The following is a 13,635-nucleotide window of genomic DNA, read 5'->3' as shown; positions in this document are numbered from 1 at the left end:
TGTGTGATCGTGGATACGCTCTCGGTGCGGGGACTCAGCCGCAACTTCGGCAACCTGGTCGTGCTCGACGACGTGAGTTTCACGCTCCAGGCCGGCCGGATCGCGGTGGTGCTGGGCCCCAACGGCAGCGGCAAGACCACCCTGCTGCGCTGCGTGGTCGGCGCCGACCGGCCGGACGCGGGCGAGGTGCTGGTGCAGGGTCGCCGGGCCGACGAGACCGATCCCCAGGTGCGGGCGCTGGTGGCGGCCGCCCTGGACGACATCGACTTCTTTCCCGACCTGTCCGTGGTCGAACACCTGGAGCTGGTCGCGTACGCCCACGGGGGTAACGCCGACCCGGTCGACGAGGTCCTCGCCGAGCTTGGTTTGGAGCCGGCCCGCGACCAACTGCCGGTGACGCTGTCCAGTGGGCAGCGCCGCCGGCTGGCGCTGGCGTCCTGCTTCGTACGGCCCCGTCGGGTGCTGATCCTCGACGAGCCGGAGCAGCGGCTGGACGTGCGCGGCCGGCAGTGGCTGGCCGACCGGCTGCGCCGGGAGCGGGAGGCGGGCACCGCCGTGCTGCTGGCCTCGCACGATCCGGAGCTGATCGACGCGGTCGTCGACGAGCGGATCGAGATCGGCCGGTGACGGCCCCGCCGGCCACGGTCGCCGACGCGCCGGCCGGGGTGCCCACCGCCCGGCAGGTGCGCTCGCACCTGCGCCGGGCCCGCCGCCGGCACCACGACCACTCCCTCGGCGACGTGCTGGGCGACGCGTACGTCATGGTCCTCTTCGTGGGCATGTACGGCTGGTTCGCGATCAGCGCCAGCCGCGACATGCTGGATTCGCCTACGGTGGGGCGGGCCGACCCGGGGGTGCGCTGGTGGCTGGCGGTCGCCGCGCTGCTGGCCGCTGCCGGGCTCGCCTGGCGCGGCCTGCGCGCGCTCGGCCCGCTGCTGGTCACCCCGGCGACGCAGAGCTGGGTGACCAGCGCGCCGGTCGACCGGCGGGCCTGGCTGGCGCCGCGCCTGGTCATCCTGCTGACGGGCGCGACGGCCGGCACCGCGCTGATCGGGGTGGCCGTGGCGGCGCTCGGCGGCGTCACCGACCTGGCCGTCCTGGGCTGGGCGGCGGCGGCCGGTGCGGGGTGGGGGGCGACAGCGCTGGCGTTCAGCGTGGTCGCCCAGGGCGGCCGACCGGGCCGGCGGTGGCCGACCCTCGCCGGGGTGGTGCCGCTGCTGGCGGCCGCCGCCGTCACGGCTCTGGTGGTCCTCGCCGGTCGTCTCGGCGACGGGCTGCCCCGGCCGACGGCGTCACCGACCACCGCGCTGGTCGTCGTCGGGGTGCCCCTCGCGGTCGCCGCCACCGTCCTCGCGGTACGCGCGCTGCCCCGGGTGGACCGGGCCACGCTGACCACCGGCGCGCAGTTCGCCAACGCCGCGGCGACGGCCACCATCCTGCTCGACCCGAGCATGCTCGCCGGCCTGGTGGAGAGCCGGCGCTGGCGCCAGATCGGCCGGGTCCGCAGTCGCCGATTCCTGCCCGGCCCCGGCTGGTGGGCGCTGCTCCAGGCCGACGTGCGCCGGCTCCGCCGCCACCCCAGCGCCCTGCTGATCTGGACGGCGCTGATCCTCGTCCAGTACGCCGCCGCGCTCGCCCTGCCCGGCCTGGCCGGTGCCGCGCAGGTGGTGTTCGGCTACTTCGCCGCCGACCGGCTGACCGGCGGCCTCCGGTCGATCAGCCGGTCGCCCGGGTTGCGTCGGGCGCTCGGCGGCAGTGACGCCGCGCTGCGCGGGATCCACGTGATCGTGCCCGCGATCGGCACGGGGCTGTGGTGGCTGCTGACCATGCCGACGGTCGACGGTGGGCCTCCCTGGCTGGGGCCGGCGCTGGCGCTCGGGGTGGTGGCCGCCGCCTGGCGGGCCGGCACCCGACCACCGATCGACTACGGCGGGGCGACGGTGAACACGCCGTTCGGGATGATCCCGGTCGACCTGCTCCGCCAGGGCTCGCGGGGGCCGGCGCTGCTCGCCGTGCTGGTCCTGGTCCGCCTGTTCCTGGGCTGACCGGGCGGATCCGCCCGGTCAGCCCGGCGGCCCAGCCGAATGCCGACCTGGCGGATGCACCGCCGACCACACGGACCCACCTGGCGCGGGGCGGCTTCAGCCGTCGCGCCCGGCACCGCGATCCGGTGCGCTCATGTCCCCCGTCCCGGGCGTGCCATCGGCGAGTCCGTAACGCAGGTACACGGTGCCCGTCGGACTGGCCACCGGCGGTTCGAGGAGTGTGACGTTCGTGGGCACCGCGCCACCGTCGAACACCTTCTTCCCGACGCCGAGCACGATCGGGTGCACCCAGAGGTCGAGACGGTCGAAGAGCTTCTCGCGCAGGAGGGTCTGCACCAGGTTCAGGCTCCCGACGACCTTCACGTGCTCGTGCCGGTCACGGATCTCGCGCACCGCGCCAGCCAGATCCGGGCCGAGCTGGGTGGACCCGGCCCACGAGAGGTCGGGCCTGCCGCGGGAGGCCACGTACTTCGGGACGCTGTTGAAGAGCGCGGCGATCTCGTTGTCCTCGCCGCCCTCCTGGTGCGGCCAGTAGGCGGCGAAGATGTCGTACGTCCGCCGGCCGAGCAGAAGGGCGTCCGTGCCCTCGTACGCGGCACCGACCTGCGCCCCGGCGACCTCGTCCAGCAGAGGCGCCTGCCAGCCGCCGAACGGGAACCCCACCGGGTCCTCCTCGGGGCCGCCGGGCGACTGCCCGACGAGGTCGAGGGTTGCGAACAGCTCGATGTGGATGAGGCCCATGCCCTACTCCCGATGCCGACGGATCTTGAAGCGCGCAGCACGGTGCCCTGCCTACGCCACCCGGCCGCGACGCCGACCGGCACTCCCCGCTCACGATAGGTCACCGGCCGCGGCGGAGGACGGAAGCGATCGTCGCGACGCCGTCCTCGATCTCGGTCGCCGTACGGGCCGCGTAGCCGAGTACCAGCCCCGGCCGGTACGGCCGCTGGCAGTGCCAGGACAGTGGTTGCACCTTCACCCCGCGCGCCAGCACGGCCGCCGCCAGCTCCGTGTCCGCCACGGCGTCGTCCAAGGTGATCATCAGGTGCAGCCCGGCCGCCGCGCCGTGCACCGTGGCGGTCGGCAGGTGCCGGGCCAGCGCGGCGATCATCGCGTCCCGGCGGTGGATGTGCCGGCGGCGTAGCAGCCGCAGGTGCCGCTCCAGCGCGCCGGAGGTCATCAGCTCCGCCAGCACCAGCTGCGGCAGCACCGCGTTGCCCAGGTCGGCGTTGCGCTTGGCGGCCACCACCGCCTCCCGGTGGCGGGTCGGCACGAGCAGCCAGCCGACCCGCAGCGCCGGGGCGAGCAGCTTGGACACGCTGCCGGCGTAGCAGACCTGCTCGGGCAGCAGGCCGCGCAGCGCCGGCACCGGCGGCCGGTCGTAGCGGTGCTCGGCGTCGTAGTCGTCCTCGATGATCAGGCCGCCGGCCCGTGCCCAGTCGACGAGCTGGCGGCGGCGGTCGCCGTCGAGCACCACGCCGGTCGGAAACTGGTGCGCGGGGGTGAGCATCACCGCGGGCACGCCGCTGGCGGCCAGCTCGTCGACCCGCAGCCCGGCGTCGTCCACCGCGATGGGCGGGGTGTCCACCCGCCAGTTGTTGAGGTGCTGCCGTACGCCGAGCGAGCCGGGGTCCTCGACCGCGATCCGGTCGATGCCGGCCGAGCCGAGTGCCTGGGCGAGCAGCCCGAGCGCCTGGGACACCCCGGCCACGATGATCACCTCGACGGGGTCGACGACGATGCCCCGGCTGCGGGCCAGCCAGACGGCGACGGCCTGGCGCAGCGCGGGGGCGCCACACGGGTCGCCGTAGCCGAAATCGGCCGCCGCGAGGTGGCGCAGCACGGTCCGTTCGGCGCGCAGCCAGTCCGCGCGGGGAAAGGCGGCCAGGTCGGGTACGCCGGGCGTCAGGTCGATGGTCGCGGTCGCCGCGCGTACCGCGTCGAAGATGTCGCTGCCCGGAGCCGGCGGGAAGAGCGCGGCTGGAGCCGGCGCGGCGGCCGGGGCGGGTGCCGGCGCGGCCGGTGCGGGCCCCGCGGCGACGACCACCGTCCCGGCCCGGCCCCGACCGGTGACGTGCCCCTCCTCGGTCAGCCGCTGGTACGCCTCGGTGACCACGCCCCGGGAGACGCCGAGGTCGGCGGCGAGCAACCGGGTGGCGGGCAGGCGGCCCCCGACCGGCACCCGTCCGTCGGCGATGGCCTGGCGCAGCCGGGCGGCCAGCCAGTCGGCGCGCCCGCCGGGCGAGGCGTCGGCGATGGTCAGGTGCAGAAAATCCGACCCGGCCGATATGGACCTCTCGGATGCCCTTGGTTTGGCCCTGCTCACCGGACCATCTTGGCAGCAGAGTGGTGATCAGGCAGCCCCGCCGAGCCCACCGGAGGACGACCGTGACAATCCCGTTCCTGGTCACCACGCTGATCGTGGTGGTCACCCCGGGCACCGGGGTGTTCTTCACCCTGTCCGCCGGCCTGTCCCGGGGCGCCCGGGCCGGCGTGCTGGCCGCGTTCGCCTGCACGCTGGGCGTGGTGCCGCACCTGCTGGCGGCGATGACCGGTCTCGCCGCGCTGTTGCAGACGAGCGCGGCGGCGTTCGAGGTGGTCAGGTACCTCGGCGTCGGGTACCTGCTCTACCTAGCCTGGTCGACCGTGCGGGACCGCAGCGCCTTCGCGGCGACCACCGCGACGCCGCCCCGCTCGGCGGCCCGGGTGATCCTCTCCGGGGTGCTGGTCAACCTGCTCAACCCGAAGCCGACGCTGTTCTTCGTCGCGTTCCTGCCGCAGTTCGTGGACACCACCGCGCCGGGCTCGACCCGGTCGATGCTCGCGTGCGGGGCGGTGTTCATGCTGCTGACCTTCGTGGTGTTCAGCGGCTACGGCATTTTCGCGGCCCGGCTGCGTGACCGGGTGCTGACCCGGCCGAGGGTCACCGACTGGCTGCGCCGGTCCGTCGCCGGCACGTTCGTCGCGCTCGGCGTGACGCTCGCTCTCACCGAACGATAGGAGTCCCGTGCAGTTCCAGCATTCCGCGCAGCTCCGCGCGGCGTACCCGGACCTCGTGGCCGGAGTGGTCCTGGCCACCGGCATCACCCCGACGGCGGACGTGGCGCAGCAGACCGCCGCGTACACCGCGGTCGCTCGCGATCGACTGGCCGGAGGCGCCGAGAGCGGGTTCCCGGAGATCCAGGCGTGGCGGCGGGCGTACGCCGCGATGGGGCTGCGACCCACCCGATACCGGTGCGCCGCGGAGGCGCTGCTGCGTCGGCTCCGGCTGGACGACGAGCTGCCGCGGCTGCACCCGCTGGTGGACCTCTGCAACGCCGTGTCGGCCGCGTACGCGATCCCGGTCGCGGTGCTCGACCTGGACCGGGTCGACGGCGACCTGGAGGTCCGGCCGGCCCACGGCGACGAGGAGTACCTGAGCTTCGCCGGCGAGACCGAGCACCCCGATCCGGGCGAGGTGACCTTCGCGGACGCCGCCGGTCGCGCGCACGCCCGACGCTGGACGAACCGGCAGAGCGGCTGGTCGGCCGTGCGGGCGGGCACCTCGTCGGTGCTGATCGTCGCCGAGGCGCTGCACTCCGACGCCGAGGCGGACGTGACCCGGCTGGTCGCCGCGCTGGTGGCGGAGCTGACCGAGGGATGGTCGGTACCGACGCGGGCCGCCGTGCTCACCGCCGCCGCACCCCGTTTCGACGTTCCGGCGGCCGGTGGCACGGCCGGTCAGGCGGTGTCGCCCGGTACGAGGTGGCGGTAGCCGGGGATCGTCTCGCCGAACCAGCCGGCGACGCTGGCCAGGCCACGCTCGTTGATCTGCGCGTCGTGGATCGGGTACGCCCGATCGGCGCCCACGTCGCGGGCGAACCGGATCGCCTCGTCGAGGCGCAGCCAGGACCCCTGAGCCGGGACCAGCAGGGTGTGCACCGGCTCGTCCGGCACGTGCAGCGCGTCGCCCGGGTGGTAGAGCCCGTCGCCGATCAGGTAGCCGAGGTTGGGACAGTCGGGCTGGCCCTCGTGGATGGCGGCGTGCCGGCCGCCGTGCGCGCTGACCGTGATGCCGGCGGCGGTGAAGCGCTGCCCGGGGGCGACCCGGGTCACCGGCAGCGGGGCGAGGTCGGGCAGCCGGGCGCCCTCGGGGGCGTACACCGGGACGCCCAGGCCGACCAGCCGCAGGACGTCCACGTGGTCGGTGTGCTCGTGGGTGACCAGCACCGCGTCCGCGCCGACCAGGGCACGCGGCTCGCTCCACGTGCCCGGGTCGACGACCAGCACCCCGCCGTCGTGCTCGACGCGGACGCAGGAGTGGGTGAATCGGGTGATCCGCATCCGGCGACCGTACGCCGTCGGCCGGTCAGTCATGCTCCGCGTGGCCGCCATGTGCCGGCGGGCGGCCCGGCGCCTGGCCCGGGTCGACCACCACGAACTGGCCCATCATCCCGCTGTCCTCGTGCCAGAGCAGGTGGCAGTGGAACATGTAGGGCAGGTTCGGGTCACTGTGGTCGGTGAACCGCAGCACGATCCGCATCGGCTGGTGCGGTGGCAGGTAGATGGTGTCCTTCCAGCCGCCCATTTCGGGCGGTGGCGCGGCGCCGTCCACCGAGAGCAGTTGGAACTGCACGTCGTGGACGTGGAAGTTGTGCGGGGTGCCGTCGGAGTTGACCACCTCCCAGACCTCGGTGGTGTCCCGGGTGGCGGCGAAGTCGATCCGGTCCATCCGCATCGACCGGCCGTTGATGTCCCGCCCCTGGAACTCCAGCCGCCGGGTGGTGGCTGCGGCGGCGGGGTCCAACCGGTCCACCGGCACCAGCGCGTCCGGCACCGGCGGTGACGGGGTCAGGGTGCCGGCCGCGCGCAGTTGCAGCACGTCGAACCGGTCGGCTCCGCCCGCCGAGCGCCGGGCCAGCCCGCCGATGCCCAGATCGGGTGGGGTGCTGCGCAGTGTCACCCGCTCCCCTGGTCGGACGTCCACCACGATCTCGGCCCGCTCCCCCGGGGAGAGCCGCACCCGGGTGAGCCGGGCGGTCCGGGCCAGCAACCCGCCGTCGGTGCCGATCAGCGCGAACGACCGGTCGTCGGAGAGCCCGAAGTCGTAGGTACGCGCGGTGGAGGCGTTGAGCAGCCGCAGCCGGACCCGCTCGGTGCGCACGTCCAGGTAGGGGCCGACGGTGCCGTTGACCAGCACGGTGTCGCCGAGCGCACCGATGCTGGCGATCACGTTGCGGCTCTTGCTGAACTGACCGCTGCGGGAGAAGCTGCGGTCCTGCACGATCACCGGCACGTCGTCGACCCCGTAGCTGCGGGGCAGTGGCAGCGCCGCCTCCCGGTCGTCGTCGAGGATGAACATGCCGGCCAGGCCCCGGTAGACCTGCTCCTCGGTGGCGCCGTGCGGGTGCGGGTGGTACCAGAGGGTGGCCGCCGGCTGGTCCACCCGCCAGGTCGGCGACCAGGTGGCGCCGGGGCGGACCAATTGGTGCGGGCCACCGTCCATCCGGGCCGGCAGATGCATGCCGTGCCAGTGCACGTTGGTCTCCTCGCCCAGCTTGTTGACCACGTTCACCCGCACCTGCTCCCCACGCTTGGCGCGCAGTGTCGGGCCGAGGAAGTCGCCGTCGAAGCCGGCGGTGCGGGTCAGCCGCCCATCGCCACGGAAGTCCCGCCGGCCGTCGCGGGCGAGCAGGTCGAAGACCCGCCGCCCCTGGTCGTCGAGCCGGGACTGCGCCAGCGGGGGTACGGCCAGCGGGCGGACGAAGTCCACCTCGCCGACGGTGTCGGTGGTGCGGACCAGCGTCCAGGTGACCGCGGCGACGCCGCCGCCGCAGAGCACCAGCACGCCGGCGAGCACGCCGATGAGCACCCGGACCAGGGGTCGTCGTCGGGTTGGCACGGATCCACCTCCAGAAGATTGGCTACATGTAGCCTCTCTTCTTATGGACCCGACGGCCAGCCGGACGGGCCTCTTTCCGGGACCGGTCCGGGTTGTCCCCGAGGCGAATTCAGGCGGCGGGTCGGGTGCCGCGCCACGGGCGGGCATGATCGGGGCATGCAGCGCTCGACGCAACGGGGGCACCGGAGCGTGCCGCACACCGCCGACGTGCGGATCGAGGCGTGGGCGCCGGACCGCGAGGGGTGCCTGGCCGAAGCCGTCACCGCGCTGGTCGAGACGTTCGCCGACACCGCCGGCGCCCGGCCGCAGACCGACACCGAGTTCCGGCTGCCGCCCGGCGACGACGAGGACCTGCTGGTCGGCCTCCTGGACGAGGTGATCTTCCGGCTGGACACCGAGGGCACCCTGCCACTGGACTGCGACGTGCGGCCAGCCGAGGACGGCGGCCTGGGGGTGCGCTGGCACTCGACCGGCACCGACGCGGTGGAGCTGGTCGGCGCGGTACCGAAGGCGGTGTCGCTGCACGCGCTGCGCGTCGGCCCGGACGCCGCTGGCTGGGCCTGCGCGGTGACCCTGGACGTCTGAGCGCCGACGATCGGCGGTCCCGGGTCCGGCCCCGCGCGGTCAGCCCTTGACCACGCCGAGCGGCGTGAGCCGGGCGACCAGCCGGCACAACCCGGCCCCCCGGGAAGCCTCGACCACCGCCGAGACGTCCTTGTACGCCTCCGGCATCTCCTCGGCCAACCCCTTCCTGGACGCGCCACGTACGGCCACGCCCCGCCCCTCCAGGTCACGCCGCACGTCCTGCCCCCGGGCGGCCCGGGTGGCCTCCCCCCGGCTGCGGACGCGGCCGGCGCCGTGACAGGTGGACGCGAAGGCCGGATTGCCGGCGACGCCGGTCAGCACGTACGACGAGGTGCCCATCGAGCCGGGGATGAGCACCGGCTGCCCGGCGTCGCGCAGGTCGCCCGGGAGGTCCGGGTGCCCGGGCGGCAGCGCGCGGGTCGCGCCCTTGCGGTGCACGCAGAGCTGCCGGGTACCACCGTCCCGCTCGTGTTCCTCGATCTTGGCAAGGTTGTGCGACACGTCGTAGACCAGATCCAGGCCGGTCCCGGCGACCCGGGCGAAGACCCGGCGGGCCGCCTCGGCGAGGAGCTGCCGGTTGGCCCGGGCGTAGTTCGCCGCAGCGGCCATCGCACCCAGGTAGGCCCGCCCCTCCGGCGATTCGACCGGCGCGCAGGCCAACTGCCGGTCCGGCACCTCGATGCCGTGCCGGGGCATCACCCGTTCCATGATCCGCACATGGTCGGTGCAGATCTGGTGGCCCAGCCCCCGGGATCCAGAGTGGATCATCACGCAGACCTGCCCGAGCCGCAGCCCGAACGCCGCCGCGACCGGCTCGTCGTACACCTCCTCGACGACCTGCACCTCCAGGAAGTGGTTGCCGGAGCCGAGGCTGCCCACCTGGCCCTGCCCGCGCTGCACGGCCCGGTCGCTGACCTGCGCCGGATCGGCGTCGGACACCACACCGCCGTCCTCGCAGCGGGCCAGGTCCCGGGGCACCCCGTGCCCCTGCTCGACCGCGTACCGGGAGCCGCCGCGCAGCACCGCGTCCAGCTCGGCCCGGTCGGCGAGCTGCCAGACCGCGCCCCGGCCCATGCCGCGCGGGACCGCCGGGTCCAGGCCGTCCATCAGCGCGTCGAGCACCCGGGAGAGCTCCGCCCGGTCCAGCTCGGCGGTGAGCAGTCGTACCCCGCAGGAGATGTCGAAGCCCACCCCGCCGGGCGAGACCACCCCGCCGTCGGCGACGTCGGTGGCGGCGACGCCACCGATCGGGAAGCCGTAACCCCAGTGCACGTCGGGCATGGCGTACGACGCGTCGACGATGCCGGGCAGCGTGGCCACGTTCGCCACCTGGTCCAGCGCGCGGTCCGTGCCGACCTCGGGCAGCAGCTCCGGCACGGCGAAGACCACCCCGGGCACCCGCATCGGTGCCGCCCGGTCGATCCGGAACCGGTACGGCGACTCCTGGACCAGTTCCATACCCGGCGGCTACCCGCCGGGTCCACTCGTACACCCGGTTGGGCCGGTCCGGTCGGGGTAGTGCGGGAGGATGCCCCAGCGATACGAGAACTACCCGAGGGTCGCGGTCGTCACCGGTGCGGACTCCGGCATCGGCAAGGCCTGCGCGGTCGCCCTGGCCGAGGCCGGCCTCGAGATCGGCATCACCTGGTACGGCGACCCCGACGGCGCCGATCGGACCGCCACCGAGGTCCGCGCCACCGGGCGGCGCTGCGAGGTCAGCGAGGTGGACCTGACCCGGCTGCCGGAGGCCGCGGCGGTGGTGGACGAGCTGGCCGATCGGCTCGGTGGCATCGGGGTGCTGGTCAACAACGCCGGCACCGGCGCCTCGACGCCGTTCGTCGACACCGGGTGGGAGCAGTGGCGGGAGGTGCTGGCCGTCGACCTGGACGCGCCGTTCCTGTGCGCGCAGCGAGCCGCGCGGCGGATGCGGGCCGCCGGTGCCGGCGGGCGGATCATCAACATCACCAGCGTGCACGAGCACGCGCCCCGGGTCGGCTCGGCCGCGTACTGCGCGGCGAAGGGCGGGCTGGGACTGCTCACCAGAGTGATGGCGCAGGAGTTGGCCGCCGACGGCATCACCGTCAACGCGGTCGCCCCCGGCGAGATCGCCACGCCGATGACCGGTCAGGAGGACGTCGACCCGTTCACCCAGGAGCGGCCCGGCGTACCGGTGGGACGGCCGGGCGACGCCCGGGAGGTCGCCGCCGTGGTGGCGCTGCTCGCCTCCCCCGCCGCCAGCTACGTCACCGGGGCGTCCTGGCCGGTCGACGGCGGCATGCTGCTGATGGGCCCGCAGGCCGCCGCGTTGACCACCGACGACTGGCGGTCGATCTGAGCACTGCCCGTTCACGGCGGACCTGCTCCATGGATGAAACCGGCGGTCGCGAACGGGACAGCGCCCGGCAAAGCGGGCACGTATCCTCCGCATTCCGGTGATCAGCGGGCGGCCACGTGGGGCCGGCCGACGACGGAGGGGGACCGGATGCCCGAGTGGGCTGGTCGGGGCGGCCGGCAACGACGCGCCTTCGGCGTCGGTGGGACGCTGCTCGGGGTCGCCGCCCTGATGCTGCTGGCTGCCTGGCGCAGCACCGGCTTCCTCAGCGACCTGTTGCTCAACCTCGGCGCCAGCGTGGTGCTCGCGGCCATCTCGTACGTCATCTTCGACCCACTGTTCGAGGAGGCCCGCAAGGCGCGGGTGCAGGAGCACCTGAGCTTCGACCAGCAGGCGTTCGTGACCCGGCTGCAGCGCGCCGGCCGCCGGGTGCGGATCCTCGACACCTGGACGATCCTGCTGGAGCAGCGGCATCGCGAGGAGACACTGGCAGCGGTACGCGCGGCACTCACCAACGGCTCGCAGGTGCAGTTGCTCCTGCTCGACCCGGACTGCACCGCCGCCCAGCAGCGCTCTGAGGAGCTGGAACGGCAGCGGGTGAACGTGCCGCGGCAGATTCGCACCAACCTGCGCCACCTGGCCGCCTTCTCCGACGCCCTCGACCCCCGGCTGCGACACCGGTTGCAGGTCCGGCTCTACGACGCCTCCCCGTCGATCCAGCTCTACCAGTGGGACGGCCGGGCGCTGATCTCGTTCTTCCCGATCGGGAAGCTGTCGTTCAACGTGCCCCAACTTGAGGTGGACATGGACAGCCCGTGGGGTGGGTTCGTGCACGCCCGGTTCGAGGAGCTGTGGGAGCACGAGCAGGCGACCGTGAACCTGGAACAGTACTGGTCGGTGACCGTCACGCTGCGCCACGACGACTCCGACGTGGTCGAGGTGCAGGTGCCCTACGTGACGGTCGACGGCCAGCACTACATCGACTGCCGCGCGTTCCGCCTGACCCGGCCGCTGACCGTGCGGGCCGTGCTGCCACCCCGGGCACCCGGGGCCGCGCCGACGGTGTTCGCGCTGGCCGAGCTGGCCGACGGAGACCGTACGCCGGCGGCCACCGTGGCCCGGACCTTCGACCAGAAGTACGGGCCCGGCGACGGGGAGCGGGCGGTACGCCGGCTGGTGTCGCAGCCGTCGGGCGGCGGCCCCCGTACCCCGGCACCCCGCTCGACTGCGGCCGGCGACCTACACGGACGGTGACCCCCGACCCTTTCGGTCGCGGGGGTACGCAGGACAATGGTGGCCACGGCTCACCGCCGTGCCGATCGCCAGGAGGACCGTCCGCGTGTCGCACAGCCCCGCTCCCCCGCCCGGGCCGGCGCAGCTGAGCGCCGACTGTGAGCGCTGCTTCGGGTTGTGCTGCGTGGTGCCCGCCTTCGCCGCGTCGGCGGATTTCGCCATCGACAAGCCGGCCGGGCAGGCCTGCCCGAACCTGCGCCCGGACCACCGCTGCGGCATCCACACCGAGCTGCGGGAGCGAGGGTTCCCGGGCTGCACGGTCTTCGACTGCTTCGGCGCCGGCCAACAGGTCGCCCAGGTGACCTTCGGTGGGCGGGACTGGCGGGACGCGCCCGAGACGCTGCCGGCGATGGCTGCGGCGTTCACCGTGCTTCGTCCGCTGCACGAGCTGCTCTGGTACCTCACCGAGGCGTTGGCGCTGCGCCCACCGGCCGAGCTGCGCGCCGAGCTGGACCGCGCCCGCGCCGAGACGGCGGCGCTCACCGGTGGCGACCCGGCGCAGTTGCGCGCCGTGGACGTGGCGGCGCACCGGGAGCGGGTCAACCCGCTGCTGTCCCGAGCCGGCGACGCGGCCCGCGCCCGAGGCGGCGTGGCCGGCCCGGACCGCCGGGGCGCCCAGTTGCTCGGGGCGGACCTGCGCGGGGTCGACCTGCGCCGGGCCAACCTGCGCGGTGCGCTGTTGATCGGCGCCGACCTGCGCGGGGTCGACCTGGGGCTGGCCGACGTCACCGGCGCCGACCTGCGCGGGGCGGATCTACGCGGCGCGGACCTGCGGGCCACTCTCTTCCTGCACCAGGCCCAGCTGGACGCGGCGCGGGGTGACGCGCGCACCGCGCTGCCGGCGACGCTCACCCGGCCGGCGCACTGGTCGGCGCTGGCGCTCACCCCGGTCCGCCGGCCATCCCGGGCCGCGGCCCCCGCCCGGCGCGGTCGACGCCGCTAACGATCGGTACGCGTCGCGCCCGGGGGTACACCTCGGTCGCCGCTCCGCTCGCGGAAGCCGGCGTCGACCGGGCACTGCGGGCATCGGGTGCGGTCGCAGAGTCGGCAGAGGTGAGCCAGGCTGCGGGCGTCGGTCACCTCGTCGCGCAACAGGGCACGGGCGATGTCGGCGAGTTGGTGGCGTTGTTCGGCGGGCAAGGGGGCGAGCAGCGCGTTCAGCGCCTGGTCTCGGGCCTGCAGGACGCGGTCGGCCGCCCTCGCACCCTCCGGTGTGAGGTGCAGCGCCCGGCTGCGCGCGTCGGCGCCGGCCCGCCGCTCCACCCAACCCTGCTCACGCAGTCGACGGACCAGGTGCGCGGCACCGGGCTGGCTGAGCCCCAGTACCTGACCCAGCCACTCGGCGGTCGCACCCGGCTGGTCCTTGACGACGACGAGCGCCTCCGCGAGCGCACCTCCGGCCCCGACCGACGAACTGACCGACGCGCGCATTCGGGAGCCGACGAGCAGGGCGAGTGCGCCGAGCAGGTTGGCCGAGCCATCCTCGGCTAGATTCATAA

General features: G+C 74.5%; 14 protein-coding genes. 8 read left to right on the top strand and 6 right to left on the bottom strand.

Going from position 1 to position 13,635, the window contains the following annotated elements:
* Positions 1-24: 24 nt before the first annotated feature.
* Together ABZV00_RS30375 and ABZV00_RS30370 are read left to right on the top strand one after the other, a co-directional pair.
* The gene (locus ABZV00_RS30375; RefSeq protein ID WP_328417259.1) at positions 25-627 is read left to right on the top strand and encodes an ABC transporter ATP-binding protein; all 603 of its coding nucleotides are present in this window, start codon (positions 25-27) and stop codon (positions 625-627) included.
* A complete protein-coding gene (locus ABZV00_RS30370) occupies positions 624-2,045 on the top strand; it encodes a DUF6297 family protein (protein ID WP_355612467.1) in 1,422 nt (473 codons plus the stop codon). The genes ABZV00_RS30375 and ABZV00_RS30370 overlap by 4 nt, the downstream gene beginning before the upstream one ends.
* A 96-nt stretch (positions 2,046-2,141) precedes the next feature.
* Here the strand turns inward: ABZV00_RS30370 and ABZV00_RS30365 are convergent, their stop codons facing one another.
* Together ABZV00_RS30365 and ABZV00_RS30360 are read right to left on the bottom strand one after the other, a co-directional pair.
* Complete coding sequence (locus ABZV00_RS30365) at positions 2,142-2,786, bottom strand: dihydrofolate reductase family protein (RefSeq protein WP_355612464.1); 645 nt, start codon at positions 2,784-2,786, stop codon at positions 2,142-2,144.
* A 100-nt stretch (positions 2,787-2,886) separates the two neighbouring features.
* Positions 2,887-4,371, bottom strand: coding sequence for a PLP-dependent aminotransferase family protein (locus ABZV00_RS30360; RefSeq protein WP_355612461.1), 1,485 nt, complete (start codon positions 4,369-4,371; stop codon positions 2,887-2,889).
* A gap of 62 nt (positions 4,372-4,433) precedes the next feature.
* Between ABZV00_RS30360 and ABZV00_RS30355 the strand changes: the two genes are divergently transcribed.
* Both ABZV00_RS30355 and ABZV00_RS30350 read left to right on the top strand, forming a co-directional pair.
* A complete protein-coding gene (locus ABZV00_RS30355; RefSeq protein ID WP_355612458.1) occupies positions 4,434-5,045 on the top strand; it encodes a LysE family translocator in 612 nt (203 codons plus the stop codon).
* 7 nt (positions 5,046-5,052) lie between these two features.
* On the top strand, positions 5,053-5,799 hold the full coding sequence (locus ABZV00_RS30350) for a phenylalanine--tRNA ligase beta subunit-related protein (RefSeq protein WP_355612455.1): 747 nt from the start codon (positions 5,053-5,055) through the stop codon (positions 5,797-5,799).
* On the opposite strand, the gene ABZV00_RS30345 is transcribed toward ABZV00_RS30350, so the two are convergent.
* Both ABZV00_RS30345 and ABZV00_RS30340 read right to left on the bottom strand, forming a co-directional pair.
* A complete protein-coding gene (locus ABZV00_RS30345) occupies positions 5,766-6,368 on the bottom strand; it encodes an MBL fold metallo-hydrolase (protein ID WP_355612452.1) in 603 nt (200 codons plus the stop codon). The genes ABZV00_RS30350 and ABZV00_RS30345 overlap by 34 nt on opposite strands.
* Positions 6,369-6,393: 25 nt before the next feature.
* Positions 6,394-7,926, bottom strand: a complete 1,533-nt coding sequence (locus ABZV00_RS30340) for a multicopper oxidase domain-containing protein (RefSeq protein WP_355612449.1) — start codon at positions 7,924-7,926, stop codon at positions 6,394-6,396.
* 156 nt (positions 7,927-8,082) lie between these two features.
* Here ABZV00_RS30340 and ABZV00_RS30335 point away from each other — a divergent pair, with 156 nt between their 5' ends.
* On the top strand, positions 8,083-8,511 hold the full coding sequence (locus ABZV00_RS30335; protein WP_355612446.1) for an archease: 429 nt from the start codon (positions 8,083-8,085) through the stop codon (positions 8,509-8,511).
* A gap of 39 nt (positions 8,512-8,550) precedes the next feature.
* Here ABZV00_RS30335 and ABZV00_RS30330 read toward each other — a convergent pair whose 3' ends face one another.
* Positions 8,551-9,969: an RtcB family protein gene (locus ABZV00_RS30330; RefSeq protein WP_355612443.1), complete on the bottom strand. Its 1,419-nt coding sequence runs from the start codon at positions 9,967-9,969 to the stop codon at positions 8,551-8,553.
* Between the two features lie 70 nt (positions 9,970-10,039).
* Between ABZV00_RS30330 and ABZV00_RS30325 the strand changes: the two genes are divergently transcribed.
* The 3 genes from ABZV00_RS30325 (at position 10,040) to ABZV00_RS30315 (ending at position 13,079) form a co-directional block, all read left to right on the top strand.
* Complete coding sequence (locus ABZV00_RS30325) at positions 10,040-10,846, top strand: SDR family oxidoreductase (RefSeq protein ID WP_355612441.1); 807 nt, start codon at positions 10,040-10,042, stop codon at positions 10,844-10,846.
* A 147-nt stretch (positions 10,847-10,993) separates the two neighbouring features.
* Positions 10,994-12,097 carry a DUF5919 domain-containing protein gene (locus ABZV00_RS30320; protein ID WP_355612438.1) on the top strand — a complete coding sequence of 368 codons (1,104 nt, stop codon included), beginning with the start codon at positions 10,994-10,996 and terminating at the stop codon, positions 12,095-12,097.
* An 85-nt stretch (positions 12,098-12,182) separates the two neighbouring features.
* The gene (locus ABZV00_RS30315) at positions 12,183-13,079 is read left to right on the top strand and encodes a pentapeptide repeat-containing protein (protein WP_355612436.1); all 897 of its coding nucleotides are present in this window, start codon (positions 12,183-12,185) and stop codon (positions 13,077-13,079) included.
* Here ABZV00_RS30315 and ABZV00_RS30310 read toward each other — a convergent pair.
* A complete protein-coding gene (locus tag ABZV00_RS30310; protein ID WP_355612433.1) occupies positions 13,076-13,633 on the bottom strand; it encodes a MarR family winged helix-turn-helix transcriptional regulator in 558 nt (185 codons plus the stop codon). The two genes, ABZV00_RS30315 and ABZV00_RS30310, sit on opposite strands and share 4 nt — an antisense overlap.
* Positions 13,634-13,635: the final 2 nt, after the last annotated feature.

The organism is Micromonospora sp. NPDC005173, from assembly GCF_040608515.1.
Lineage (GTDB): Bacteria > Actinomycetota > Actinomycetes > Mycobacteriales > Micromonosporaceae > Micromonospora.
This window is presented reverse-complemented; position numbering and strand designations above follow the sequence as displayed.

Coding starts and splice junctions, on each gene's coding strand:
- ABZV00_RS30365 (WP_355612464.1), bottom strand. CDS start 2,786: ATGGGCCTCATCCACATCGAGCTGTTCGCAACCCTCGACCTCGTCGGG.
- ABZV00_RS30345 (WP_355612452.1), bottom strand. CDS start 6,368: ATGCGGATCACCCGATTCACCCACTCCTGCGTCCGCGTCGAGCACGAC.
- ABZV00_RS30335 (WP_355612446.1), top strand. CDS start 8,083: ATGCAGCGCTCGACGCAACGGGGGCACCGGAGCGTGCCGCACACCGCC.
- ABZV00_RS30330 (WP_355612443.1), bottom strand. CDS start 9,969: ATGGAACTGGTCCAGGAGTCGCCGTACCGGTTCCGGATCGACCGGGCG.
- ABZV00_RS30325 (WP_355612441.1), top strand. CDS start 10,040: ATGCCCCAGCGATACGAGAACTACCCGAGGGTCGCGGTCGTCACCGGT.
- ABZV00_RS30320 (WP_355612438.1), top strand. CDS start 10,994: ATGCCCGAGTGGGCTGGTCGGGGCGGCCGGCAACGACGCGCCTTCGGC.
- ABZV00_RS30310 (WP_355612433.1), bottom strand. CDS start 13,633: ATGAATCTAGCCGAGGATGGCTCGGCCAACCTGCTCGGCGCACTCGCC.